Raw genomic sequence first — 24,112 nt, forward strand, 5'->3', positions numbered from 1 at the left:
ACCACGCTCGACGAGTACCGCAAGTACATCGAGAAGGACGCCGCGCTGGAGCGCCGCTTCCAGCCGGTGCAGGTCGGGGAGCCCACGGTGGACCACACCATCGAGATCCTCAAGGGCCTGCGGGACCGCTACGAGGCCCACCATCGGGTGTCCATCACCGACAGCGCGATCGTGGCCGCTGCCACCCTGGCCGACCGCTACATCAACGACCGGTTCCTGCCGGACAAGGCCATCGACCTGATCGACGAGGCAGGTGCGCGGATGCGGATCCGGCGGATGACCGCTCCGCCAGACCTGCGTGAGTTCGACGAGAAGATCGCCGAGGCCCGCCGTGAGAAGGAGTCCGCGATCGACGCGCAGGACTTCGAGAAGGCCGCCAGCCTCCGTGACCGCGAAAAGCAACTGGTGGGCCAGCGGAGTGAGCGCGAAAAGCAGTGGCGATCCGGCGATATGGATGTGGTCGCCGAGGTGGACGACAACGAGATCGCCGAGGTGCTGGGCAACTGGACCGGTATCCCGGTGGTCAAGCTCACCGTGGCCGAAACCACCCGGCTGTTGCGCATGGAGGACGAGATCCACAAGCGGATCATCGGCCAGGAGGACGCGGTCAAGGCCGTATCCAAAGCGATCCGCCGTACCCGTGCCGGGCTGAAAGACCCCAAGCGCCCGTCGGGCTCGTTCATCTTCGCCGGCCCGTCCGGTGTGGGTAAGACCGAGCTGTCCAGGGCGCTGGCCAACTTCTTGTTCGGTGACGACGACGCGCTCATCCAGATCGACATGGGCGAATTCCACGACCGGTTCACCGCGTCGCGGTTGTTCGGCGCCCCGCCGGGATACGTCGGCTACGAGGAGGGCGGCCAGCTCACCGAGAAGGTGCGACGCAAGCCGTTCTCCGTGGTGCTCTTCGACGAGATCGAGAAGGCGCACCAGGAGATCTACAACAGCCTGTTGCAGGTTCTCGAGGACGGCCGGCTGACCGACGGGCAGGGCCGCACGGTGGACTTCAAGAACACCGTGCTGATCTTCACGTCCAACCTCGGCACCGCCGATATCTCCAAAGCGGTCGGCCTGGGCTTCACCCAGGGCGGCGGGGACAACGATTACGAGCGGATGAAGCAGAAGGTCAACGACGAGCTGAAGAAGCACTTCCGCCCGGAGTTCTTGAACCGCATCGACGAAGTCATCGTCTTCCACCAGCTGACTCGCGACGAGATCATCCGGATGGTCGACCTGATGATCGGCAGGGTCGAAAAGCAGCTCAAGGGCAAAGACATGGCGATGAAGCTCAGCGACAAAGCCAAGTCATTGCTGGCCAAGCGTGGCTTCGACCCAGTGCTGGGCGCTCGTCCGCTGCGACGCACCATCCAGCGGGAGATCGAGGACCAGCTGTCCGAGAAGATCTTGTTCGAGGAGGTCGGTCCCGGCCAGCTCGTCACCGTCGACGTGGACAACTGGGACGGCGAGGGTGCCGGAGAGGACGCGGTGTTCACCTTCACCGGGACCCGTAAGCCTGCCGAGCCCACCGAGCCGGATCTGGCCAAGGCCGGGGCGCACGCCGCCGGCACCCCGGGGACAACCGGACAGTAGCCGCGAACGACAACCGGAGGGGTCGGTCACCCGTGCGGGTGGCCGCCCCTCCGTCGCTTATCAGCATGCTCCCGTTCCATCCGCTGCCGGGCATTCCGCGGTCTACACTGGCCGGCAGCCAACCGGGGGCGAGGTCCCCAGAAGGAGTCCGACAGTGGGTAATCCCCAGACAGCGGTGACGCAGATCCGATCGGTTGACTTGTCGGCGGCAAGCGCGCCGGTTTGGTTGGCGGGAACCGTTTTCTTTGCGCTCTTTGCGCTCTACTTCGTCGGCATCGATCAGGGTGCGGTGTCGCTATTCGGCAGTGATTCACATGTGCACGAGTTCGTGCACGATGCGCGCCATCTGCTTGGCTTCCCCTGCCACTGAGCCCGTAGCGTGGAGAGGCGCCTGATCGCACGCGGTCTACTCGCGGGGGCAGTTGCCGGGGCTTTGGCATTTCTATTCGCCCGCCTGTTCGCGGAGCCCGTTATCGGCCGCGCGATCGTGTATGAAGACGGACGCGCCGCCGTAGCGACGATGCACGGCGTGCACGAGCACGGCGTCGAGTTGTTCACCCGCGGCGTGCAGGCCAATGCGGGATTGGGTTTCGGGGTGCTGATCTTCGGCGTCGCGATGGGCGCGCTGTTCGCCGTCGTCTTTTGCATTACCTACGGCCGGGTGGGAAACGTGGAGGTGCGGTCATTCTCGGCGCTGCTGGCGGCGGTTGCCTTCATTGCCGTGTACCTGGTGCCGTTCTTGAAGTATCCGGCCAATCCGCCGGCCGTCGGTCAGGCGGACACGATCGGGGCTCGGACCGGTTGGTATCTGGTGGCGGTGCTGGCGTCGGTGATGTTGACGGTCGCTGTGGTGTGGCTGGCCCGGACGCTCGCGAACCGACTGGGTGGGTGGAATGCCGGCCTGCTCGCGGCCGGGCTCTACGTGGTGGTGATCGCCATGGTGATGGTTTCATTGCCGACAGTCGACGAGACACCCGAGCCGATGCGGGACGCGTTCGGCGCGATCATTTATCCGGGTTTCCCCGCCGACGTTCTGTACCAATTCAGGCTGCTTTCGCTAGGCACCCAGCTGGTGCTCTGGGCGGTCATTGGCCTGGTATTCGCGAGGCTGGCAGGGCGACTGCTGGGTGAGCGAGCCGACAGCGGACGGACATCGAGCTCAACGGCGTGACCGGGGTCGTTCGGCTCACCCTGATGTCGCACGCGATGACTGATGCGATGGCAGCCGGCCGTTTTCCCGCCGACGAACCGCTCAATGCCACCGGTCGTCGGCACACCGAAGCCGTCGGCGGCCGCGACATCAATCGCGCAACCCGTCAACTCACCGGGCCCGAGTTGCGTACCCGTCAGACCGCGGAGCTGTTGGGCTTGCACGCTGTGGTCGAGCAGCGGTTGGCCGACCTCGACCACGGGCGGTGGCGCGGCAAAGAGCTCGGAGAAGTCGGTGCCGAGCAGTTGGAAGCATGGCGGACCGATCCCGCCCGGGCGCCGCACGGGGGTGAATCGATTGTCGCTCTAGTCGATCGGGCAGCCCAATGGCTGGATTCGTTGACTTTCAACGCAGAACGGACGGTGGCCGTGACTCATCCCGCGGTGATCCGGGCCGCGATCGTGGCGGTCCTCGATGCCCCACCAGAATCGTTCTGGCGCATTGACATTGCGCCGGTCAGCCACACGGTCATGCATTTCCGCGGACACGCCTGGAAGATCCGGTCGACCTCAACGTTGCGCGGGTAACAGCGCGAAGACCTGTTTAGCGATCTGCAGCATCCAACTGGTCGGGCTCGGCCCGTGATCGCGCGACCAGTTCAGCTGGAAACTCACCGCCCACGGCTGTCCGGTCCGGTCGACGGCATACCAGCTGAACGTCAGGTCACCAGGTAGGCCGCCGGCCTTGGCGCCGATGTACGGCCATTCACGCCGATCCAGGTCGATACCCGGAGCGGCCGCCAGGATCTGCTTGACGGGCGCGGCTTTTCCTACCGCGGCGGCTTGTAGCGCCGCATGCGCTCGGCAGATGTCCTCGGCGCTGCCATACCATTCCGCGCCGTAGCCCGAGGCGGGTACGTGGGCACGCCACGGATCCGGTTGGTAGACACGGGAATTAGCCTGCTGCAGCATTTCTGCCCGGGTTTGCGGGTCCGCCTGCTTCCACTGCTCGCGCAGATCCGGCTGTCCCCAAGCGACCGAAAATAACTCGTACATCGTCGGGAAGGGTGTCATGGCGGCCGGGTCGTGATGGCCAGCCTCGGCGAGCGCGCTGTCGACGGCCTCGGTGCCGACCTTTTGGATCAGCATGTCGGTGGCCATGTTGTCGCTGGTGGCGATCATCTTCTCAGCGGCGGTTCGCACCGAAATATGCGCTCCCACCGGCAATTCCATTCCGGAACCGACCGCCTTGCCCTTCTCGGTGACGGTCAGCTGGTCGTCCCAGGACACCGTTCCGGCCTTGACCGCATCCGCCACGGCATAGAGCACATATAACTTGAAGATCGACGCCAACGGCAGTGACTGCGCGGTATTGGTACCGGCCACCCGATCGCATTGCCCGTCGTTGATCTTGGCGACCTGCCACGAGTAGCGGGCGCCGGTCTTGCCCAATGTGGTGTCGATGTCACGCCACGAGGAGATCGTCGATGCTTGGGTGGTGACGTCGAACCCGTCCACCAAGGTGTCGTCGCCGGTGTGTATCCGGATATCCTGGCGCCCACCGTAAGACGTGATCAGCTGCAATGTCGCCGAGCCTGCCTTGATGTCGACGCCGCTCAGGGTGAATGGTCGGTCCCACCAGAGCTTTTCCATGCTGGACTCGACCGGCTTGATTATGTCGGCCGTCGCGAGGGTGGCGACTCCGACCGGGCCGATCGGCCAGTCGGAGTTGAGCATGTCCAGGGTCTGCTGGGCGCGCAAACCGGCCGGAGTCCTCATGTCGATCGGCCGGCCGGCGCCCGCTGCGTTGGCAGACGGCGTCGGAGGCGGAGCGCAACCCGGGGCCAGGGCGCCGACCAACGCGGCGGCGGCCGTCATTGCCGCGACGCGGTGCCGGACCCGGCGCGGGTTACGCCTTCTGGCCGGAGCCGGCAACGTCCAACACAACCTCGAATTCCAGCAGCGACGCGCCGGTCGCTACCGGGTTGGCCCGGTGGCCGGCGTGGGCCTCGATCGCCGGCCCGGTCGCCCACGCCTGGAATGCCTCTTCGGACTCCCATTGGGTCACCACGAAGTAGCGGTCTTCGCCCTTGATGGGGCGGAGCAGCTGAAAGCCGAGGAAGCCCGGCGAGTTCTCGACCGCGTGCGCGCGATGAGCGAACCGCTTCTCCAGTTCGGGGCCCGCGTCCGCAGGCACCTCGATTGCGTTGATCTTCACCACTGGCATGCCCGTTAGGCTACCGTGCCGCCTGACGGCCACCGGAGGCAACGCAAGATAGCTCCATGACGGCCGATCTGCTCACCCATCGTGGTGGACGAGGTGACCCCCTGATCCTGGTGCACGGCCTGATGGGCCGTGGCAGCACTTGGTCGCGTCAGGTGCCATGGCTGACCCGCCTCGGCGCCGTCTACACCTACGACGCTCCTTGGCACCGCGGTCGTGACGTGGACGATCCCTACCCGATCAGCACCGAACGCTTTGTGGCCGACCTCGGTGATGCGGTGGCGGCGCTGGGCGCGCCGGCGCGGCTGGTCGGGCATTCCATGGGCGGGCTGCACTCCTGGTGCTTGGCCGCCGAACGTCCCGAACTCGCCTCGGCGCTGGTGGTCGAAGACATGGCACCGGATTTCCGGGGCCGCACCACCCGGCCGTGGGAGCCGTGGTTGCATAATCTGCCAGTCGAATTCGACTCTGCTGAAAAGGTATTCGCCGAATTCGGGCCAGTCGCTGGCCAGTACTTCCTGGAGGCGTTCGACCGTACTGCAACCGGTTGGCGGTTGCACGGCCACAGCTCGCGGTGGATCGAGATCGCAGCAGAGTGGGGCACCCGCGACTACTGGGCGCAGTGGCGGGCGGTGCGATCACCCGTGCTGCTGATCGAGGCCGGCAGTTCGGTCACTCCCGCGGGACAGATGCGCTCGATGAGCGAAACAGGTTACCGGGCAGGGTATTTACATGTGCCCGACGCAGGCCACCTGATTCATGACGAGGCGCCGAAGGTTTATCGGCAGGCGGTGGAATCTTTTTTGGCAGCGACTTAGCCCACTTCAGCCCGCTTCGCCGACCAACGCGAAGCGCCCATCGGTCATCTGTATCACCAGGCCATCGGCGAGCAGCGAATTCAGCGCGCGCTCCCGCTGTTCGTTATCCGTCAGCCAGGCGATGTCGAGTTCGGCACGGGTGACCGGGAACTCATTGTCGCGCAGAACATCCAGCAACCGGCCGCGAACCTGGCGGTCTGTTCCGGCGTAGGCCTGCGGGCGACGCGCCGGACCCTGCGCGGGAGGATAGCCGGCCTGCCGCCATCGGCACCCACTCAGTGGGCACAGCCCACATTGCGGCGCCCGAGCGGTACACACGATGGCGCCGAGTTCCATGAGCGCCGCTGAAAATCGGTGCGCTGACGAATCTTTGGGCAGCAGTGCGGAGACGTCGGCGTGGTCGCGGACTGTCGACGTCGCCGCAGCGTCGGCGCGGCCATGCACAACACGGGCCACCACCCGGCGCACATTGGTGTCCACCACCGGCGCCGGCTGATGGTAGGCGAAGCATGCCACCGCGCGGGCGGTGTAGCTGCCGACGCCGGGCAGCGTCAGCAGGATGTCGACGTCGTCGGGAACAACGTCACCGTGGTCGCGGGCGATCACGGTCGCGCACTCGTGCAGGCGTTTGGCCCGCCGTGGATAGCCCAGCTTCCCCCAGGCGCGCACCACATCTGCCGCACTCGCCGCCGCCGTCGCCGATGCCGTCGGCCACCGCTCCACCCAGTCGCGCCAGATCGGTAGCACCCGCGACACCGGTGTCTGCTGCAACATGAACTCACTGACCAGAATCTGCCAAGGGGTGACGCGGGGATCGCGCCAAGGCAGGTCGCGTCGACACCGGTCGTACCAGTCAAGAAGTTCACTTGGCGTTGGTGAGAGCTTCATGGCTGGCTGCGGCAGAATGTTCGCCATGCCCAATACCAATCCGGTAACCGCGTGGAAAGCACTCAAAGAGGGTAACGAGCGGTTCGTCGCCGGCCAGCCTGAGCATCCGAGCCAGAGCGTCGAGCACCGGGCCAGCCTGGCTAAAGGTCAGAATCCCACAGTGGCGCTCTTCGGCTGTGGCGACAGCCGGGTGGCCGCCGAGCTCATCTTCGATCAGGGCCTGGGCGATATGTTCGTGGTCCGGACGGCCGGGCACGTGCTCGACTCCGCGGTATTGGGCTCGATCGAATTTGCGGTCGCGGTACTCGGCGTGCCGCTGATCGTGGTACTCGGCCACGACAGCTGCGGTGCGGTGAAGGCGACGCTGGCTGCGCTCGACGACGGTGTGCTGCCCGGCGGTTATGTACGCGACGTCATCGAGCGAGTGACCCCCTCGATCCTGCTGGGCCGCCGCGAAGGTTTGAACCGGGCAGACGAATTCGAGGCGCGCCATGTCGTCGAGACGGCCACTCAGCTGCTGGCCCGCTCGACGGTGATCGCCGAGAAGGTGGCCGCCGGGGAGCTCGCGATCGTCGGCGCCACCTATCACCTCGCCGACGGGGAGGTTGTGCTGCGCAAGGTGATTGGCGACGTCGGAGAAGAACCCTAGGTCGAATACCGCGGTGTGACGAGACCGTGGTCGTAGGCATAGACGATGGCCGCGGCGCGGTCGCGCAGATCCAGCTTGACGAAAATGCGGCCGATATGGCTTTTACGGTCAGCTCGGAAATGCATAACTCCTCCGCGATTTCGGCGTTGGAGTGGCCCTGGCCGCGGCTGCCCAGCCGTCTGCCCCGCCGGCGGTTCAGCACGTCGCCTGCACAAGACACCTCAGCTAACTGGGCGACACGCCGAGTTCGGTCGGGCCTGTCGAACTGACCTGGGCTTACGGTGTGAATGTGCTGGATCTGGAACCGCGGGGCCCGCTACCGCCGGAGATCTACTGGCGACGCCGGGGATTGGCGTTGGGCATTGCGGTCGTCGTGGTCGGCATTGTCATCGCGATTATCGTCGCTGTTCTGAGCAGCAGTGCCGGCGCCAACACCACCAGCGGCAAGCCTGCCGCTCAAGCCGGGCAGAAACCCGGCGCCGTACCCGGAGCGGCCCCGGAGGAGGTCAAGACCCCGGTGGTCCCGCCGGCGGGACAGAATCCGGACCAGCCGGGCGAGACACCGACGGCAGCCGTACAGCCGCCACCGGTGCTCAAGGAAGGCGATGACTGCCCCGACTCCACGCTGGCCGTCCTGGGCCTGACCAACGCACCCCAGTACGTGATCGGTGACCAGCCGAAGTTCACGATGGTCGTGACCAACATCGGGCTAGTGGCCTGCAAGCGCGACGTGGGCGCGGCCGTGCTGGCGGCCTACGTTTATTCGCTGGACAACAAGCGGTTGTGGTCCAACCTGGACTGTGCGCCGTCCAACGAGACACTGGTCAAAACGTTTGCGCCGGGGGAGCAGGTGACCACCGCCGTGACCTGGACCGGCATGGGGTCGGCCCCGCACTGTCCGTTGCCGCGGCAGCCAATCGGACCCGGTACCTACAACCTCGTAGTGCAGCTGGGAAACCTGCGCTCGGCCGCGGTCCCGTTCATCTTGGCGCCGCCGCCGCCACCGGGCGCCGCGCCGCCTCCGCCGGCACCCGGCATGCCCGGCCCGGCTCCGGTCGGGCCACCGCCTGGGCCGCCGCCCGGCCCCCGCGGCTAACGCTTCATCCGAGCGGATCGGCGATGGTCGACTCGGCCAGATGCGACAGCCCTTCGCGTACCTGTCGCGCCCAGATCGCGCCGATCCCCTCGACCGCTTCCAGATCGCTGGCACTGGCCGCCAGGAGACCCTGCAGTGACCCGAACTCCCGGACCAGCCTGTCGGCGTGGGCGAACTGCAGCCGGGGGATGCCGGCCATCGCGCGATAGCCGCGTGAGCTCATCGCCGAGTCCTGGGCCTCCGTCGTCGACGGATACCCGAAAACCTTTGCCACTGGAGTGAAGTCGAGTAACTCGGTGTCGGACAGGTCATCCAGCTCGTCGAGGATTGCCCCGACCTCCTCCTTGGACAACGGCTCGGGGTTGGCGTGGTAGTCGCGCACGATCAGCTCCCGCGCGATGTCGTTGCCGCCGAGCAATTCCTCCAGCTGAAGCCGCAGCTGACGTCCATCGGTGCCCAGCTCGACCGCGTCGTAGTCGATCACCAGACCGATCCTGCGTGCCAGCTCGAGTCGTTGCACGACCGTCATCACATCGCGCAGCGTGACGAAGTCCTCGATCTCGGCCCGCGACAGTTGTGCGCTGACCTCATCGAGCCGGGTCTTATACCGCTCCAGCGTGGCGATGGCCTGGTTGGCCCGCGACAAGATGGTCGCCGAGTCGGCCAGCACGTGGCGTTCGCCGCCGAGGTAGACGGTCACGATGCTCATCGAATGGCTGACCGAGATCACCGGGTAGCCGGTCTGGATGGCGGCCCGCTCGGCCGAGCGGTGCCGGGTCCCGGACTCGTCGGTGGGTATCGACGGGTCCGGCACCAGCTGCACGTTGGCCCGCAGGATCCGGCTGCCGTCGGTGGACAGCACCACCGCACCGTCCATCTTGCACAGCTCCCGCAACCTGGTCGGCGCATATCGCACGTCGAGCGAGAAGCCGCCGTCGCAGATCGCCTCCACGCTGTCGTCGCATCCGAGGACTATCAGGGCACCGGTTCGGCCGCGCAGGATGCGTTCCAGGCCGTCGCGCAGCGCGGTTCCCGGCGCCAGCCGTGCGACGGCCTCACGCAGCGTGGGGCGCGGCGGCGGCGCGGCGCCGATTGTCGTTACTTTGCCAACAGTCATTGCCAGTCATTCTGCGCTACATCCAGTCGATGTGGGGGTGTCGGTGCGTTGGTGCGGTGTTCGGCGATGTCGAGCATGTGCCCTAGCGCTGCGACGATGGTGGCTGCCTCCAGCACCTGCAAACCCGTGGACACCGCATCACAGCCCGGCGGGATCAGCGCGGTGGTGAACCCTTGCCGGGCGGCTTCGGCCAACCGGCGCTCCATCCCGCAGACCCGCCGCAGATCACCGGCCAAACCGACTTCACCGATCATCACCGCGGTGGCCGGCAACGGCAGGTTCACGTACGCCGAAGCCAGCGCGATCGCGACCGCCAGATCCGATGACGGATCGGTCAGCCGCATACCGCCCACGGTGGACAGGTAGACGTCGTTGACCGCGATCTTGAGGCGGGCGTGTTTTTCCAGCACCGCGGCGATCATCGCCGCCCGGGCATGGTCGATCCCGCTGACAGCGCGTCGCGGTGAGCTGCCCGAAGGTGTCGCCAGCAACGCCTGGACTTCGCCGATCAGCGGACGCTTGCCGTCGAGAGTCACCGTGATTGCGGTACCCGCGACGGGTTGCGGCCGCTGATCCAGGAAAAGCCCGGATGGGTCGGCGACGCCCTCAATCCCATTGTCCTGCAATAGAAAACAGCCGACTTCATCGGCTGCGCCGAATCGATTCTTGACGCCGCGGACCATGCGCAGCAGCGAGTTGCGGTCGCCCTCGAAATGCAGCACGACGTCGACCAGGTGTTCAAGCGACCGGGGGCCGGCGATGGCGCCGTCCTTGGTGACATGGCCGACGAGAATCAGCGGCATACCGGTGGTTCTCGCTGCTGCGGTCAGCGCCATGGTCACCGCGCGCACCTGGGTGACACCGCCAGTGACGCCGTCGGCGTCAGTGCTGGACATGGTCTGCACCGAGTCGACGACGACGAGCGTGGGCTGCACCACGTCGATATGGCTGAGCACTGCCTGCAGGTCGGACTCGGCGGTCAGGTACAGCTCGTGATGGCTGCAGCCGGTCCGGTCGGCGCGCATGCGGATCTGGCCCAGGGACTCCTCGCCGGAGACATACAGTGCGCGGCGCCCGGACGTCGCCCATTGATGGGCGACCTTGAGCAACAGCGTCGACTTGCCCACCCCCGGATCGCCCGCAAGCAGAGTGATCGAGCCCGGTACCACGCCGCCGCCCAGCACACGGTCGAGTTCGTCGATCCCGGTCGGACAATGGCGGGTGCCGCGTGGCTCGATGGAACTGATTGGAACCGCCGCCGATGACGGAGCTGCCGAGTGGCGGGTGGCGCTTCGGACAGCGCTGAGCACCGCCACTTCGTCGACAGAGCCCCAGGTGCCGCACTCCAGGCAGCGTCCCACCCACTTGGCGGTGATATGGCGGCATTCCGAACAGCGGTACTGCGAACGTGCCTTAGCCACCCGGTGACCGTATCGGCCGGGTCCGACAGATCTACGGATGTTCGGCCGACAACGGGGGGCCCTCGGGCGCCGAAATCGGCACCGCCAGGCTGACGCTTCCGGCCTTCTCGAAATCGAAGGTGAAGTTGTAGTTCGGGCCGTTGGTGATCTGCTTGTCCAGCGTCACCGTCGCTTTGGCCGTCTCGGCGGCCTCGACGGCGTCCACGGCCTTCCGGTTCTGACCGTTGGGAGTGCCGACGAACAGCGTCCCGCCGGCAGGCAAACGGGGGTCGCCGGTCACGGTCACCTTGCCGATATCGGTCGAGATGCCGACCAGCTTGTCGGCGACATCCGGCGACTGGTTGATGACCACCAGCACCAGGTCCACCGTTGCGCCCGGGCGCAGGAAGTCAGTGTTCTGCTGCGCCTGAATGCGGACATTACGCAGCGCGACGTTATTGATCACCGCGTGGTTCCCGTCGACGGCGGACTCCTGGCTGGAAGTCTGTGAGAGCTGACCGGCGCTGCAGCCGGCGAGCGCGACGGCGCCGATCAGGCCACCCGCCGCGAGGGCGGCGACCCTGGTTGCGCGGCGGTTCGAGCGGGGTTTCGAGTCGCGGTAGTCGAAGCGATTCACTCAAAGCCTCCTGCTCGGCTTACGCATGGCACTGCGGTTCGACTATGCACAGTAGTAGGTCGCCCACGCGCGCGGTAGCTGAGGGCTTAGGAGGGGCGCAGCAGGCGGATCAGCGCAGCGCAGTATGATCTTGACGTGCCGAACAGCGCAAACCTGGAGCCCTCCGGGAGGCGCCCATCGGGGTTCCCGATAGGTCGGTGCCTTGCATGAATTTCCCGGTCTGTCAACCCCCTCTGTTCACGTGCGGTGCCCCTGACCTGCACCGTTGTTCCACACGTGTCGGAGTCGCGTGTTAGTATGGAGTAACGAAAGGGGCTCGAATCTGATGATTTTCAAGGTCGGAGACACCGTTGTCTATCCACACCACGGTGCTGCGTTGATCGAGGCGATCGAAACCCGAACCATTAAAGGGGAACAAAAGGAATATCTCGTCTTGAAGGTGGCGCAGGGAGACCTGACCGTTCGAGTGCCCGCTGATAATGCCGAGTACGTCGGTGTTCGCGATGTGGTCGGCCAGGAAGGTCTGGACAAGGTGTTTCAGGTGCTTCGCGCACCGCACACCGAGGAGCCGACCAACTGGTCCCGCCGCTACAAGGCCAACCTGGAGAAGCTGGCCTCCGGTGACGTCAACAAGGTCGCCGAGGTCGTCCGCGATCTGTGGCGTCGCGACCAGGAACGCGGCCTGTCCGCCGGCGAGAAGCGCATGCTGGCCAAGGCCCGGCAGATCCTGGTCGGCGAGCTGGCGCTGGCCGAAAGCACCGACGACGCCAAGGCCGAGACCATCCTCGACGAGGTTCTGGCCGCCGCGTCTTGAATCCCTGACGCGTAGGGGCCGGGGTGACGGGCACGGTCGCGGTGGTCCCTGCCGCCGGGTCGGGCGAACGGCTGGCCGCCGGTGTGCCCAAGGCGTTCTTTTACCTCGACGGACGCACGCTGGTTGAACGTGCCGTCCGCGGCCTGCTGGAGTCAGGTGTCGTCGACCGTGTCGTTGTGGCAGTGCCGGCTGACCACACCGACCAGGCCAAATTGATTCTCGGTCATGAGGCGACCATCGTCGCCGGCGGCGAAAATCGCCGTGAGTCGGTGGGTCGGGCGTTGGCGACATTGGCAGACGAAGAACAGCCCAGCTTCGTGCTGGTCCATGACGCGGCGCGGGCCCTGACGCCGCCTGCGCTGGTGGTGCGCGTGGTGGAGGCGCTGCGGGCCGGGCATTCGGCCGTGGTACCCGCGCTGCCGCTTTCCGACACCGTCAAGGCGGTCGATGCCAACGGGGTGGTGTTGGGGACGCCGGAGCGGGCTGGCCTGCGAGCCGTACAAACTCCCCAGGGATTCACCATCGAGCTGCTACTGCGGGCATATCAGCACGCCGCAGCCGCGGATTTCACCGACGACGCGTCCCTGGTCGAGCACATCGGCGGTCAAGTACAGGTGGTCGACGGCGACCCGCTGGCCTTCAAGATCACCACCCGGTTGGACGTATTGCTGGCCCAAGCGATTGTGAAGCAGTCATGAGCCCGTCCCGGAAGGAACGGGCTTGCGCCCTGTCCTTCGCGGTTGGGGGTGCCATTAGGCTCGCTGCTGCCGCCCTAACTGGCTGTCAGGGTGGGCGCTGCGTGTGGACGCATGACTTCGCCCCAGCGTTCGACACCGCGGACTGCGATGTTGACCGCTGCGTTGTGGTCGGCGTGCCCAACGAAGCCACACTGGCCACATTCAAATTTGCTTTGCGAGCGTCGGTTTCGTTTGTCGACATGCCCGCACCTGCTACAGGTTTGCGAGGTGTGGGCCGGGTCGACCTGGACGAGCGCTACTCCGGCGACCCTGGCCTTATAAGTCAAGAATCTGCCGAATTGGGCGAAGGCCCAGGTATGCAGCATGGCCCGTTGGGGCTTAAGAAGCCGTACCCGGTCGCGAATGCCGCCCAACTGTTCGACGGCGATGCCGCGCCCGGTGCGTTCAGCCTCGGCCACGATGCGTTTGCTGATCTGGTGATTGACGTCCGCGGCGAACCGGGTTTCCTTACGGCGCCGCTTGCACAACAGGCGTCGCGCGGACCTAGTTCTCTTTGCCTGCAACCGTTTCCGGAAGCGTGCCTGTCGTTTCCGGTAGCGGTTCAGCCGGGCTCCGGCCGTGCGATCGCCATCGCTCGTCGTTGCGATGTTGACGATCCCCAAATCGACGCCAACAAATCCATTGACCGGGTCGGTCACTGGCGCTTCGGGCACCTCGATGGTGGCGTACAGGAACCATTTCCCGTCGCGGCAGACCAGGTCGGTCTCGCCGATCACGCGAGTGCGCAACGACGCCAAATCCCGAGGGGCAGCCATAACTCGCACCCGGCGCAGCCGGCCATGCACTGTCCAGATCGACACCGTCGCTTCCCGGCCCCCGATAATGTTGGGGATCCGCCACGACAGGCACCGAGCGTCAAATGGCTGCGCCGCGTCGGTGCGGAAGATGACCGGCGTCGCCCGCAACCTTTCGCGCTGCCGCGATCCGGGTGGGCCGTAGTTGCCAGCGGCGATGTTCGCACGCAGTGTTGTGTAGGCATCGGCGACCTTGCCAATCACCCGGATCGCCGGTTGCGCCGAGAGCCCGAACCGCGCCCTCAGCTCGGTATAGAAACGTTTCTGCGCATCATGCTTGCGGTGGACCCGCTCGGCGTGCATCTTTGCCGACAGCCAAGATGCCGCCCTGTTGCAGGCCAGCAACGTGCCTGCCAGGGTGGTCGACTCGACGTCGGTTGGCAGCATGCGCACCTTCACCACCTGCTTCACGCCCGCAGCGTAACCGCAGGCTCCGACACTCCTATCCATGCCGACGTCAGCGCGTCCGTACCGATCTATATCCATGGCGCATGCCGTCGTGGGAACCGGAACCGAATGTGCGGCGGGCCACTCATAACCGGGAAGAGCATTCCTCAGGATCGTCGCGAAATACGGGGAAGACATCGACTAACAGAATCAACCCGATTGGCGCGCCGCTGCGCGGGTCGCGAGAATTGAGCAGATTTCCCATGACTGTGAACGGCCAGCCTTCTGTCCAAGGAAAGCAGTGAACCTTCGGATAGGTCTGGGCACCGACGTACACGCGATAGAGGCCGGTAGGCCGTGCTGGCTGCTCGGTCTGCTGTTTCCCGACGTCGACGGTTGCGCCGGACATTCCGACGGCGACGTGGCCGTCCACGCGTTGTGCGACGCGCTGCTGTCGGCGGCTGGACTGGGGGATATCGGCGACGTGTTCGGCGTCGACGACCCACGGTGGGCCGGTGGCAGCGGGGTCGACATGCTGCGCCACGTCGCCGACCTGATCGCCCGGCACGGCTTCCGGGTCGGCAACGCGGCGGTGCAGGTCATCGGCAACCGGCCCAGGATCGGCCCGCGCCGCGCCGAGGCGCAACGGCTGTTGTCGGACCTGCTGAATGCGCCGGTGTCGGTGTCGGCCACCACCACTGACGGGCTGGGGCTGACCGGGCGCGGTGAGGGTCGGGCCGCGATCGCGACGACTTTGCTGGTCGCGGTCGAAGGCACCGCCGGCTAGCCGCTGCGACGGCACGATCCTTCGGCTCCCGGTGATCGTTTCTCTTGCTCGTGGGACCGCATGCCGTATCCGCTGAGCTTTGTGGTTCGAAACGACTTCGCGGCGCCGCGTTGGTAATCGGCAAAGCTATAGCCCGGTAAGCTGGCACGTCGTGATCGATCGCGCCCACCTGCGGCTACACGACACGGCAACCGGTGCCGTGCGTGAGTTCGTTCCGCTGCGGCCGGGGCACGTCTCCATCTACCTGTGTGGCGCCACCGTGCAAGGTCTGCCCCACATCGGCCACGTGCGCAGCGGCGTGGCCTTCGACATCCTGCGCCGCTGGCTGACGGCGCACGGTTGCGACGTCGCATTCATCCGCAACGTCACCGATATCGACGACAAGATCCTCAACAAGGCCGCCGCGGCGGGCCGGCCGTGGTGGGAGTGGGCGGCCACCTACGAGCGGGCATTCACTGCCGCCTACGACGCACTCGGCGTCTTGCCGCCGTCGGCGGAGCCGCGGGCCACCGGCCACATCACCCAGATGGTGGAGCTGATCGAGCGGCTGATCGAGTCCGGCAACGCCTATACCGGCTGTGGCGACGTCTACTTCGACGTACTGAGCTACCCCGAATACGGCCAGCTGTCCGGTCACAAGATCGACGACGTGCATCAAGGCGAGGGAGTGGCCACCGGCAAGCGCGATCAGCGCGACTTCACGTTGTGGAAGGGCGCCAAGCCCGGCGAGCCGTCGTGGCCCACGCCGTGGGGGCGCGGACGCCCCGGCTGGCACACCGAATGCGTGGCAATGGCACACGAGTATTTGGGCCCGGAGTTCGATATCCATTGCGGCGGAATGGATTTGGTTTTTCCGCATCACGAGAACGAGATTGCCCAAAGCCGCGCTGCCGGCGACGGGTTCGCCCGGTACTGGTTGCACAACGGCTGGGTCACCATGGGTGGCGAGAAGATGAGCAAGTCGCTGGGCAACGTGTTGTCGATCCCGGCCATGTTGCACCGTGTCCGGCCCGCCGAGCTGCGCTACTACCTGGGCAGCGCGCATTACCGCTCGATGCTGGAGTTCTCCGAGACAGCGTTGCGGGACGCGGTCAACGCCTACGTCGGGATCGAGGACTTCCTGCACCGCGTGCGAAACCGGGTCGGCGCCGTCGAACCCGGACAGTGGACATCGCGGTTCGCCGCAGCACTCGATGACGACCTGGCCGTGCCGGTCGCGCTGGCCGAGGTGCACCGTGCCCGCGCGGAGGGCAACCGGGCGCTGGACGCCGGCGACCACGACAGCGCGTTGGCCAACGCCGCGGCCATCCGCGCGATGATGGGCATTCTCGGCTGCGACCCGCTCGACGAACGCTGGGAGTCGCACGACGAGACGTCGGCCGCGCTGGCAGCGGTCGACGTGCTGGTCCACTCCGAGGTGCAGCGGCGCGAGCAGGCCCGCGAGGAGCGCGACTGGAAGCTGGCCGACGAGATCCGGGATCGGCTCAAGGACGCCGGCATCGAGGTCACCGACACTCCCGACGGTCCCCAGTGGTCGCTGGGCAGCCAAGCCGATGGCCGGTAATTCGCGACGCCGGGGGGCGGTACGCAAACCCGGCACCAAAAAGGGGCCGACTGTTGGCTCCGGCGGCCAACGACGCCGCGGCCTGGAAGGCCGCGGCGCCACTCCGCCCGCGCATATGCGGCCTTATCATCCGGCCGCCAAACGGCTCAAGGCGCAGCAGCGCCGGCCCGGAAAACGCAGCGACGACGAGGTCGAAACGGTACTGGGGCGAAACCCGGTACTGGAATGCCTGCGCGCCGGTGTGCCGGCGACCGCGCTCTACGTTGCGCTCGGTGCCCAGGCCGACGAGCGGCTCACCGAATCCGTCACCCTGGCAGCCGATTCCGGTATCGCCATCCTGGAAGTGCAGCGCACCGACCTGGATCGGATGACCACCAACGGCCTGCATCAAGGGATCGCGTTACAGGTGCCGCCCTACGAGTACCTCCATCCCGACGAGCTGCTCGAGGCGGCCTTGGATACCCCGCCCGCACTGGTGGTCGCGTTGGACAACATTTCCGATCCGCGAAACCTGGGTGCCATCGTGCGGTCGGTCGCGGCGTTCGCCGGTCACGGGGTGTTGATCCCGCAGCGGCGCTCCGCCTCGGTGACAGCGGTGGCCTGGCGGACCAGCGCCGGCGCGGCGGCGCGGATTCCCATCGCGCGCGCCACCAATCTCAATCGGACACTGAAGGATTGGGCCGCCCACGGTCTGCAGCTGGTCGGGCTGGACGCTGAGGGCGACACGGTCCTCGACGACTTGGACGCCGCCGGTCCTCTGGTGGTGGTCGTCGGATCGGAAGGCAAGGGTCTGTCGCGACTGGTGCGTCAGAACTGCGACGCGGTGGTGTCGATCCCGATGGCCGGCCCCGCCGAGTCGTTGAACGCCTCGGTGGCCGCCGGGGTGGTGCTGGCCGAGATCGCCCGTCAGCGCAGGCGCTAGTCGAATTGGCCGCCCGATGGCCCGTGCGCCTTGGTGCCGTGCTGCTGGCCATCGGAATTGTCACGCCGCTGCCGACGGCGTCACCCGAAGCAGCCGGATTCGACCTGCAGGCCCATGCCGGCGGACGCGGCGAGGTGACCGGGGAATCGCTGCGAGCCTTCGCCAAATCCATCGAAATTGGCGTCAGCACACTCGAACTCGACATCAACGTCACCAAAGACCGCCAACCGCTGGTATGGCATGACCCGATCATTGAGCCGCAACAGTGCGCCGACACCGGACCGACGTCCGCCGGCGACCCGTCGTATCCATACGTCGGAAAGCTGGTGCACGACCTGACCCTGGCCCAGATCCGCACACTGGACTGCGGCAAGCCGAATAGCCAATTTCCGCACGCTGAAGTGGTGCCGGGCAACAGGATAGCCACCTTGCCGGAAGTCTTTGCACTCGCCGACTCGTTTCGGGCCGGCGTGCGCTACAACATCGAAACCAAGGTCGCAGCCGATCACCCGACCGTATCGGCTGAACCGCAAGAGTTCGTCGAAGTCGTGCTGGCCGCAGTCAGGACGGCGGGCACGGTCGACCGGGTGGAAATCCAAAGTTTCGACTGGCGAACGTTGCCCCTGGTGCACCAGGCCGAGCCGTCGATTCCTCTGGTGGCGTTGTGGAATGAGCACACCTGGGTTCCGGATTCGCCCTGGCTGGCCGGCGTCAATCCCGCGGTCATCGGCGATCCGGTGATCGGAGCCAAACTGGTTGGCGCGAACATTGTTTCGCCCGCTTACTCGTTGGTCGACAAGCCCTTGGTCGACCGCGCGCATTCGTTGGGGCTCAGCGTCATTCCATGGACAGTCGATGACGCCAACGACATGCGGGCCCAGATCGCCGCCGGCGTCGACGGGATCATCACCAACTATCCCGCGGTCCTGCGTACCGTGATGGCCGAGCTCGGTATGCCGTTGCCACCGGCCTACCACCGCTAGACGCCCAGCAGCCGCACACTGGCCCACAGCGCCAGCACCGCCGCCACCAGCGCCGTGGGCACGGTGCATAGCCCGAGCCTGGTGTACTCGCCGACGCTGGCCGAAACGTCGTAGCGGCGTAGCACGCTGCGCCACAACAGGTTCGACAGCGACCCGGCATAGGTCAAGTTGGGGCCGATGTTGACTCCGATCAGCACGGCGAGCACCGCCGCCGGCCCGCTTGGTGCCACCAGCGGCACCAACGCCAGGGTCGCGGGCAGATTGTTGACGATGTTGGCCAGCACGGCGGCGACCACCGCGAATCCCAGCAGCGCGGGCAGGCCGGAACCGGACGGCAACACCGCGCCCATCCGGTCGGCTACGCCGTTTTGCATGACCGCCTGCACCACGACGCCCAACGCCAGCACGAACACCAGAAACGGCACGTTGACCGCGCGCACGATCGCCACCGCGGTGGTGTGGCGTCGGGCCAGGCTTCGCACCGCCATCACCGCCGCCCCAGCGAGCGCCGCCCAGGCCGGCGCCACCCCCGCCGCTTCGGCGATCACGAATCCGGCCAGCGTCAGCGCCACCACCACCAACGCGAACACCGGCGTCTGCGGCGCGGGTTCGGTTTCGCCGCGATCGGCTGCACGCTGAGATCCTGGCGGAAGAACACCCGGAAGACGACGTAGACGGTGGCCACCGCGGCCAGCCAGGGCAGTGCCATCACCAGGGTGAACTTGGTGAACGACACGTTGGCGACGTGGAATGCGAGCAGGTTGGTCAGGTTCGACACCGGAAGCAGTAGCGACGCCGCGTTGGCCAGGTGTGCGGTCGCGTAGGCGTATGGTCGCACCGGTGCCCGCAGCCGCCGGACCGTGGTCAGCACCACCGGCGTCAGCAGCACCACGGTGGCGTCCAGGCTCAGGACCGCGGTGATGGTCGCGGCGATCACGAACATTTGCCGCAGCAGGCGCCGCGACCCGGAGCTGGCGCGCGCCATTGCCGCCCCGGCCGCCTCGAACAGGCCTTCGTCGTCGCACATTTTGGCCAGCACCAGCACCGCGCCCAGGAATGCGACGACGCGCGACAGCTGGCCCGCCTCGGCCGTTGCGTCGTGCATGGAGATCGCGCCGACGGCTATCAACAGGACGACGGCCGGCACGGGGGCGACCGCCTCCGGCCAACCCCGGGGACGGGCGACCGCGAACGCGAGGACCACTACCAGCGACAGAAGAGCCAGAAGTAGCGACAAATTCAGGCCCACGGGTCCTCGCGCCGCCACACCGTCGGCATATCCAGCGCGATACCATCCTGGGTGGCCAGCTTGCTTAGGACGTTAAGCGAGAAATCCAAGTCGTCGCCCGCATACGGCAACGCGCGCAACGGCTTTGACAGCGAGCGGAAGAAATCGTCCCAATGGATCAACACCACGCGGCGCGCGCCCACGGTTCGCACTGTCTCATGCCAGTAGTCGACGAGATACGGCTCGGCCTGCAGACCCAGTTGGCCAACGCCGAGATAGACGACATCGGCGCGTTGGCCGGCCAGCGCGCCTTTCACGAAGCCGGCGCTGCCCTGGATCAACAGCCGTCGGCCCGACGGGCGGTGATGCACCAGCATCGACCAGGCCTCGCCGCACCGGTAGGCCGATGCCTTCACCGGTGGTATCACCGGCGCGGTGATCTCGCCGGGGAAGCGGTCGGGTGCGCTGTGACGCGACTTCACCAGCGTAATCTCAAAGGCGCCCAGGCTAATTGGCTCGCCCGACGCCGCGACAACCAGGCGCTCCTCGGCGAGGCCGTAGCCACGGCCGACGTTGGCCGCCGATTCTCCACCGACCAGCCGCGCGCCGGTGCGATCGGCGACCAGCGCGGAGTCCAACACGTGGTCGATATGCGTGTGAACCGGAATGACCGCTTCCAACCGTGTCACCTTCAGACGCGCCAGGCACCCGTCGACCCGCGCGGCCGACGGCGACACCTTGCCCAACGCCACCCGCGCCAGGCTGGGCCGGGAGAAGTAGCCATCGGTCATCAGCGCTGAGGACCCGTCGTCGAGCAGCAGCGTCGACACCCCCAGCCACGTCACCGCCAGCGGCGCACCGGATTCGATGACAGGCACGTTGAACCGGTGCGAATGCCGCGCGATATCCGGACGCCTAGGTCGCAGCCGCATCAGCAAAACGCCTTCAGGTCAATCCCGTTGGCCTTCAGCCGGTCCCGCACCGCCGTCGCGATCTGCACTGCACCGGGTGAATCGCCATGCACACAAACCGATTCCACGTGTACGTCGATCGCTGACCCGTCGACCGCGGTGACGTGTCCGGTGGCCACCATGGCGACTACCCGTTCAGCGATGGCGGCCGGATCGTCCAGCACTGCCCCGGGTTCCCGCCGGGACACCAGCCGGCCGTCCGGCCGGTAGGCACGGTCGGCGAATGCCTCTGGCACGGTGCGCAGGCCACGCTGTTGGGCCTCCTCGAAAAACACCGAACCCGCCAGGCCCAGCACCGGCAGGCCGGCATCCACCATCTGCACCGCCTGCGCGACGGCGGCGGCCTGCTCACGATTGGTCACGATCGTGTTGTACAGCGCGCCATGGGGTTTGACGTAGGACACCGTCGAGCCGGCCGCCCGGGCGAGTCCGTGCAACGCACCGATCTGATACACGACGTCGGCGAGCAGATCCTCCGGCGTGACGTCGATGAAACGCCTACCGAACCCGGCCAAGTCGCGGTAGCTGACCTGTGCGCCGATGCGTACGCCACGCCCGGTGGCCAGCCGGCACACCCGTAGCAGGTCGGCCGGGTCGCCCGCGTGGAAACCGCAGGCCAGGTTGGCGCTGGTGACTATCTCGAGCATGGCGTCGTCGTCACCGAGCTGCCAGACGCCGAAGCCCTCGCCCAAGTCGGCGTTGAGGTCGATAGAGGCCACGATGGCTAGCTTAAGACGGGCCTGCGCGCGTAGCTTCTGGCCGGTGACGATTGACGGCAAGGTAGTTGCGATCACGGGCGCGAGCAGTGGGATTGGCGAGGCAACAGCATCGCTACTCGCCGAACGCGGAGCCAAGCTGGTACTGGGTGCGCGTAACCCCGACAAGCTGAATGCAGTGGCCACGCGGCTGTCGGCGGCCGGAGGCGAGGCGGTTGCCCAGGTGACCGACGTCAGCCGTCGCGGCGATCTGATGGATTTCATCTCGCTGGCCGCTGAAACCTACGGCCAGCTCGATGTTCTGGTCAGCAATGCCGGCATCATGCCGGTCTCGCCGTTCGATGAGCTTCGCGTCGATGACTGGGAGGCAATGGTCGACGTCAATCTCAAAGGTGTGCTGTTCGGCATTGCAGCGGCGCTTCCGGTGTTCCGGCGTCAAGGCTTTGGACATTTCGTCAACACCGCCTCCACGGCGGCGTTCCGGGTCACGCCCGGCCAGTCGGTGTATGCGGGCACCAAGATGGCGGTTCGGGCGATATCCGAGGGACTTCGTCAGGAAGCCGGCGAGAACCTGCGGGTCACGATCATCTCGCCCGGCATGACATCGACCAACTTCGCAGAGTCGGTGACCGATCCGACGGTCCGGGCAGAGCTGGAGCAGCGCCGCGACGTCATCGCGATGGCGCCCGATGCGGTGGCCCGGGCGATCGCCTTCGCTATCGAGCAGCCGCCTGACGTCGACATCGGCGAGGTCGTCGTGCGGCCCACTGCCCAGGCGTGAGGCATGACGCGCAGATCGGTGGCGACGAACACCGACGCTAACTCCTGCAATCCGGCCGGAATGCCCGGTAGCCTCAGACGGCATGAGCCCCACGCCGCGACGGCGGGCGACCCTGGCATCGTTGGCGGCTGAGCTCAAGGTATCGCGCACCACCATCTCGAACGCGTACAACCGGCCCGATCAGCTCTCGGCCGACCTGCGCGAAAGAGTGCTCGCCACGGCCAAGCGCATCGGCTATCCCGGACCCGATCCGGTGGCGCGATCGCTGCGCACCCGCAAGGCCGGGGCCGTGGGTCTGATGATCACCGAACCGCTCACGTATTCCTTCAGCGACCCGGCAGCGCTGGATTTCGTTGCGGGACTTGCCCAGTCGTGCGAAGAGCGTGGTCAGGGGCTGATGCTGGTGGCCGTCGGCCCAAGCCGCAGCGTCGCGGATCGGACGGCATCCGTGCTCGCCGCGGGGGTAGACGGATTCGTGGTCTACTCGGCAGCCGACGACGATCCCTACCTGCAGGTCGTACTGCAACGGCGACTGCCGCTGGTGATAGTCGACCAGCCCAAAGAGGTACCCGGTGTATCTGCGGTGGGCATTGACGACCGGGCGGCGATGCGGAAGCTCGCCGATTACGTGCTCGGTTTGGGTCATCGAGACATCGGGCTGCTGACGATGCGGCTGCGTCGCGACCATCTCCAGGGCCTGGTCGACTCCGAACGCCTGCGCTCATCGACTTTTCATGTGCAGAGCCAACGCATTGGCGGCGTCCGCGATGCGATGGCCGCGGCGGGCGTCGACCCGGAGTCGTTGACCGTGGTGGAAAGCCACGAGCACACCGCGGCGTCGGGCGGCATTGCCGCCAAGGTTGCGCTCGAGGCCAATCCGCGGATCACCGCGCTAATGTGTACCGCGGACGTGTTGGCGTTGTCGGCGATGGATTATTTGCGTGGCCGCGGTATCTACATACCCGGTCAGATGACCGTCACCGGCTTCGATGGCGTGCCCGAGGCAATTAGCCGCGGTCTGACCACGGTGGCGCAGCCGAGCCTGCAGAAGGGCCGCCGGGCCGGTGAGCTCTTGCACAACGCCGATATCCAGCCCACGGTCGAGGTGCTCGATACCGAGCTGATCCGTGGTCGTACCGCCGGGGCCCCGGCCTGACCGGCTTAGACCGTGAACGGTCAGATCTCGGCGTGCTCCCCGTTGCCGATCAGCAGCCGCACCGCCAGATCGAGTCGCTTGCTCACGTCGGTGGCGGATGCCCTCCTGGTGAGCCAGGCCAGCAGATTCGACAGCCACACATCGGAGATCACCCTGGCGATGTGGTACTGGTCTTCGCTTGGTTCGCCGTCGCTCATCGCGCGGGCGAACATCGAGTCGATGAGCTTTTCGACGTGATCGACCTCACCGGCCGCGGAGGCGTCGGCGAAGACGTAGGCACGGGTCATGGCCTCGGTCAGCAGCGGATTGCGCTGCATCGCGCGATTGAGTTTGCTGACCATGAAATTCAGCCGCTGGTACGGCGTTCCGCCGGTCAGGCTGGAGCGGTCGGTCTTGGCGTCGATTCGTTCGAATTCCCGGCCCAGCGCGGTAACCAGTAGATGCACCTTCGAAGGGAAATACCGGTACAGGGTCCCCACCGCAACGTCCGCGCGGTCGGCGACTGCGCGCATCTGAACTGCCTCGTAGCCGCCCTTGGAGGCGATGGCCATCGTCGCATCCAGAATGCGTTTGCGACGCTCGCGTTGCGCCTCAGACCCGAGCTCGGACTCGGCCAATACCGCCACATTCATCACCTCACGAGGCTGCGCAGTGGACGTACTCGAGGGTTCGCCCGAGTCGGTGTT

At 66.4% G+C, this 24,112-nt stretch carries 25 protein-coding genes and 2 pseudogenes; 15 read left to right on the forward strand and 12 right to left on the reverse strand.

The window, feature by feature from the left end:
• The 4 genes from ACLQI9_RS22655 to ACLQI9_RS22670 all read left to right on the forward strand — a co-directional run.
• Window positions 1-1,587 (forward strand): ATP-dependent Clp protease ATP-binding subunit (locus ACLQI9_RS22655; protein WP_442392239.1); only part of this gene is annotated, 1,587 nt, incomplete at its 5' end.
• Between the two features lie 154 nt (window positions 1,588-1,741).
• Window positions 1,742-1,957, forward strand: coding sequence for a CbtB domain-containing protein (locus ACLQI9_RS22660; RefSeq protein ID WP_442383205.1), 216 nt, complete (start codon window positions 1,742-1,744; stop codon window positions 1,955-1,957).
• Window positions 1,958-1,966: 9 nt separating this feature from the next.
• Complete coding sequence (locus ACLQI9_RS22665; RefSeq protein ID WP_442383203.1) at window positions 1,967-2,758, forward strand: CbtA family protein; 792 nt, start codon at window positions 1,967-1,969, stop codon at window positions 2,756-2,758.
• Window positions 2,755-3,324, forward strand: coding sequence for a histidine phosphatase family protein (locus ACLQI9_RS22670; protein ID WP_442383201.1), 570 nt, complete (start codon window positions 2,755-2,757; stop codon window positions 3,322-3,324). The genes ACLQI9_RS22665 and ACLQI9_RS22670 overlap by 4 nt, the downstream gene beginning before the upstream one ends.
• Here the strand turns inward: ACLQI9_RS22670 and ACLQI9_RS22675 are convergent.
• On the reverse strand, window positions 3,307-4,614 hold the full coding sequence (locus ACLQI9_RS22675; RefSeq protein WP_442383199.1) for a serine hydrolase: 1,308 nt from the start codon (window positions 4,612-4,614) through the stop codon (window positions 3,307-3,309). The two genes, ACLQI9_RS22670 and ACLQI9_RS22675, sit on opposite strands and share 18 nt — an antisense overlap.
• Window positions 4,615-4,645: 31 nt before the next feature.
• Complete coding sequence (gene mhuD / locus ACLQI9_RS22680) at window positions 4,646-4,963, reverse strand: mycobilin-forming heme oxygenase MhuD (protein WP_424082042.1); 318 nt, start codon at window positions 4,961-4,963, stop codon at window positions 4,646-4,648.
• Window positions 4,964-5,019: 56 nt separating this feature from the next.
• Here mhuD and ACLQI9_RS22685 point away from each other — a divergent pair, with 56 nt between their 5' ends.
• Window positions 5,020-5,778: an alpha/beta fold hydrolase gene (locus ACLQI9_RS22685; RefSeq protein WP_442383197.1), complete on the forward strand. Its 759-nt coding sequence runs from the start codon at window positions 5,020-5,022 to the stop codon at window positions 5,776-5,778.
• Window positions 5,779-5,784: 6 nt separating this feature from the next.
• On the opposite strand, the gene ACLQI9_RS22690 is transcribed toward ACLQI9_RS22685, so the two are convergent.
• A complete protein-coding gene (locus tag ACLQI9_RS22690; protein ID WP_442383195.1) occupies window positions 5,785-6,693 on the reverse strand; it encodes an A/G-specific adenine glycosylase in 909 nt (302 codons plus the stop codon).
• On the opposite strand from ACLQI9_RS22690, the gene ACLQI9_RS22695 reads away from it, so the two are divergent.
• Window positions 6,692-7,315 carry a carbonic anhydrase gene (locus ACLQI9_RS22695; RefSeq protein WP_442383193.1) on the forward strand — a complete coding sequence of 208 codons (624 nt, stop codon included), beginning with the start codon at window positions 6,692-6,694 and terminating at the stop codon, window positions 7,313-7,315. The genes ACLQI9_RS22690 and ACLQI9_RS22695 overlap by 2 nt on opposite strands.
• Here ACLQI9_RS22695 and ACLQI9_RS22700 read toward each other — a convergent pair.
• Window positions 7,312-7,466, reverse strand: a pseudogene (locus ACLQI9_RS22700) (response regulator transcription factor); the annotation flags it as partial. The gene ACLQI9_RS22695 and the pseudogene ACLQI9_RS22700 sit on opposite strands and share 4 nt — an antisense overlap.
• A 138-nt stretch (window positions 7,467-7,604) precedes the next feature.
• Here ACLQI9_RS22700 and ACLQI9_RS22705 point away from each other — a divergent pair.
• A complete protein-coding gene (locus ACLQI9_RS22705) occupies window positions 7,605-8,411 on the forward strand; it encodes a hypothetical protein (protein ID WP_442383191.1) in 807 nt (268 codons plus the stop codon).
• 4 nt (window positions 8,412-8,415) lie between these two features.
• Here ACLQI9_RS22705 and disA read toward each other — a convergent pair whose 3' ends face one another.
• Genes disA through ACLQI9_RS22720 form a run of 3 tightly spaced genes read right to left on the reverse strand, consistent with a single transcriptional unit; the run spans window position 8,416 to window position 11,565 of the window.
• The gene (gene disA, locus ACLQI9_RS22710; RefSeq protein ID WP_442383189.1) at window positions 8,416-9,528 is read right to left on the reverse strand and encodes a DNA integrity scanning diadenylate cyclase DisA; all 1,113 of its coding nucleotides are present in this window, start codon (window positions 9,526-9,528) and stop codon (window positions 8,416-8,418) included.
• Window positions 9,525-10,949 carry a DNA repair protein RadA gene (radA, locus tag ACLQI9_RS22715; protein ID WP_442383187.1) on the reverse strand — a complete coding sequence of 475 codons (1,425 nt, stop codon included), beginning with the start codon at window positions 10,947-10,949 and terminating at the stop codon, window positions 9,525-9,527. Before radA ends, disA begins: the two co-directional genes overlap by 4 nt.
• Before the next feature lie 31 nt (window positions 10,950-10,980).
• Window positions 10,981-11,565, reverse strand: a complete 585-nt coding sequence (locus tag ACLQI9_RS22720; protein WP_442383185.1) for a hypothetical protein — start codon at window positions 11,563-11,565, stop codon at window positions 10,981-10,983.
• A gap of 325 nt (window positions 11,566-11,890) precedes the next feature.
• Between ACLQI9_RS22720 and carD the strand changes: the two genes are divergently transcribed.
• Window positions 11,891-12,379: an RNA polymerase-binding transcription factor CarD gene (carD, locus tag ACLQI9_RS22725; protein ID WP_065015102.1), complete on the forward strand. Its 489-nt coding sequence runs from the start codon at window positions 11,891-11,893 to the stop codon at window positions 12,377-12,379.
• 23 nt (window positions 12,380-12,402) lie between these two features.
• The gene (gene ispD, locus ACLQI9_RS22730) at window positions 12,403-13,077 is read left to right on the forward strand and encodes a 2-C-methyl-D-erythritol 4-phosphate cytidylyltransferase (protein ID WP_442383182.1); all 675 of its coding nucleotides are present in this window, start codon (window positions 12,403-12,405) and stop codon (window positions 13,075-13,077) included.
• Between the two features lie 74 nt (window positions 13,078-13,151).
• Here ispD and ACLQI9_RS22735 read toward each other — a convergent pair whose 3' ends face one another.
• Window positions 13,152-14,342, reverse strand: coding sequence for an RNA-guided endonuclease InsQ/TnpB family protein (locus ACLQI9_RS22735; RefSeq protein WP_442383180.1), 1,191 nt, complete (start codon window positions 14,340-14,342; stop codon window positions 13,152-13,154).
• A gap of 277 nt (window positions 14,343-14,619) precedes the next feature.
• On the opposite strand from ACLQI9_RS22735, the gene ispF reads away from it, so the two are divergent.
• From ispF to ACLQI9_RS22755, 4 genes are all read left to right on the forward strand, one after another.
• Window positions 14,620-15,105, forward strand: a complete 486-nt coding sequence (ispF, locus tag ACLQI9_RS22740) for a 2-C-methyl-D-erythritol 2,4-cyclodiphosphate synthase (RefSeq protein ID WP_442383178.1) — start codon at window positions 14,620-14,622, stop codon at window positions 15,103-15,105.
• A gap of 151 nt (window positions 15,106-15,256) precedes the next feature.
• On the forward strand, window positions 15,257-16,669 hold the full coding sequence (gene cysS, locus ACLQI9_RS22745; RefSeq protein WP_442383176.1) for a cysteine--tRNA ligase: 1,413 nt from the start codon (window positions 15,257-15,259) through the stop codon (window positions 16,667-16,669).
• Window positions 16,659-17,591 (forward strand): 23S rRNA (guanosine(2251)-2'-O)-methyltransferase RlmB, encoded by a 933-nt coding sequence (gene rlmB / locus ACLQI9_RS22750; RefSeq protein ID WP_442383174.1) that lies wholly within the window; start codon window positions 16,659-16,661, stop codon window positions 17,589-17,591. Before cysS ends, rlmB begins: the two co-directional genes overlap by 11 nt.
• Window positions 17,592-17,614: 23 nt before the next feature.
• The gene (locus ACLQI9_RS22755; protein ID WP_442383211.1) at window positions 17,615-18,574 is read left to right on the forward strand and encodes a glycerophosphodiester phosphodiesterase; all 960 of its coding nucleotides are present in this window, start codon (window positions 17,615-17,617) and stop codon (window positions 18,572-18,574) included.
• On the opposite strand, the pseudogene ACLQI9_RS22760 reads toward ACLQI9_RS22755, so the two are convergent.
• The 3 genes and pseudogenes from ACLQI9_RS22760 to ACLQI9_RS22770 all read right to left on the reverse strand — a co-directional run bounded on the left by ACLQI9_RS22760 (window position 18,571) and on the right by ACLQI9_RS22770 (window position 21,492).
• Window positions 18,571-19,811: pseudogene (locus tag ACLQI9_RS22760) on the reverse strand (SLC13 family permease). The gene ACLQI9_RS22755 and the pseudogene ACLQI9_RS22760 sit on opposite strands and share 4 nt — an antisense overlap.
• A gap of 2 nt (window positions 19,812-19,813) precedes the next feature.
• The gene (locus ACLQI9_RS22765; protein ID WP_442383172.1) at window positions 19,814-20,734 is read right to left on the reverse strand and encodes an MBL fold metallo-hydrolase; all 921 of its coding nucleotides are present in this window, start codon (window positions 20,732-20,734) and stop codon (window positions 19,814-19,816) included.
• The gene (locus tag ACLQI9_RS22770; protein ID WP_442383170.1) at window positions 20,734-21,492 is read right to left on the reverse strand and encodes a LamB/YcsF family protein; all 759 of its coding nucleotides are present in this window, start codon (window positions 21,490-21,492) and stop codon (window positions 20,734-20,736) included. The genes ACLQI9_RS22765 and ACLQI9_RS22770 overlap by 1 nt, the downstream gene beginning before the upstream one ends.
• A gap of 43 nt (window positions 21,493-21,535) precedes the next feature.
• On the opposite strand from ACLQI9_RS22770, the gene ACLQI9_RS22775 reads away from it, so the two are divergent.
• Window positions 21,536-22,270, forward strand: a complete 735-nt coding sequence (locus tag ACLQI9_RS22775; protein ID WP_442383168.1) for an SDR family oxidoreductase — start codon at window positions 21,536-21,538, stop codon at window positions 22,268-22,270.
• An 82-nt stretch (window positions 22,271-22,352) separates the two neighbouring features.
• Window positions 22,353-23,426 carry a LacI family DNA-binding transcriptional regulator gene (locus tag ACLQI9_RS22780; RefSeq protein WP_442392240.1) on the forward strand — a complete coding sequence of 358 codons (1,074 nt, stop codon included), beginning with the start codon at window positions 22,353-22,355 and terminating at the stop codon, window positions 23,424-23,426.
• 20 nt (window positions 23,427-23,446) lie between these two features.
• Here the strand turns inward: ACLQI9_RS22780 and kstR are convergent, their stop codons facing one another.
• Entirely contained in the window at window positions 23,447-24,052 is a 606-nt protein-coding gene (kstR, locus tag ACLQI9_RS22785) for a cholesterol catabolism transcriptional regulator KstR (RefSeq protein WP_442375970.1), read from the reverse strand.
• Between the last annotated feature and the right edge of the window lie 60 nt (window positions 24,053-24,112).

Origin of the sequence: Mycobacterium sp. (assembly GCF_052143115.1) — a bacterium.
Taxonomy (GTDB): Bacteria; Actinomycetota; Actinomycetes; order Mycobacteriales; family Mycobacteriaceae; genus Mycobacterium.

Excerpts from the sequence above, each read along its gene's own strand:
- ACLQI9_RS22690 (WP_442383195.1), bottom strand. The coding sequence starts at position 6,693 with ATGGCGAACATTCTGCCGCAGCCAGCCATGAAGCTCTCACCAACGCCA.
- mhuD (WP_424082042.1), bottom strand. The coding sequence starts at position 4,963 with ATGCCAGTGGTGAAGATCAACGCAATCGAGGTGCCTGCGGACGCGGGC.
- ACLQI9_RS22695 (WP_442383193.1), top strand. The coding sequence starts at position 6,692 with ATGCCCAATACCAATCCGGTAACCGCGTGGAAAGCACTCAAAGAGGGT.
- rlmB (WP_442383174.1), top strand. The coding sequence starts at position 16,659 with ATGGCCGGTAATTCGCGACGCCGGGGGGCGGTACGCAAACCCGGCACC.
- carD (WP_065015102.1), top strand. The coding sequence starts at position 11,891 with ATGATTTTCAAGGTCGGAGACACCGTTGTCTATCCACACCACGGTGCT.
- ACLQI9_RS22675 (WP_442383199.1), bottom strand. The coding sequence starts at position 4,614 with ATGACGGCCGCCGCCGCGTTGGTCGGCGCCCTGGCCCCGGGTTGCGCT.
- ACLQI9_RS22780 (WP_442392240.1), top strand. The coding sequence starts at position 22,353 with ATGAGCCCCACGCCGCGACGGCGGGCGACCCTGGCATCGTTGGCGGCT.
- ACLQI9_RS22765 (WP_442383172.1), bottom strand. The coding sequence starts at position 20,734 with ATGCGGCTGCGACCTAGGCGTCCGGATATCGCGCGGCATTCGCACCGG.
- disA (WP_442383189.1), bottom strand. The coding sequence starts at position 9,528 with ATGACTGTTGGCAAAGTAACGACAATCGGCGCCGCGCCGCCGCCGCGC.
- ACLQI9_RS22685 (WP_442383197.1), top strand. The coding sequence starts at position 5,020 with ATGACGGCCGATCTGCTCACCCATCGTGGTGGACGAGGTGACCCCCTG.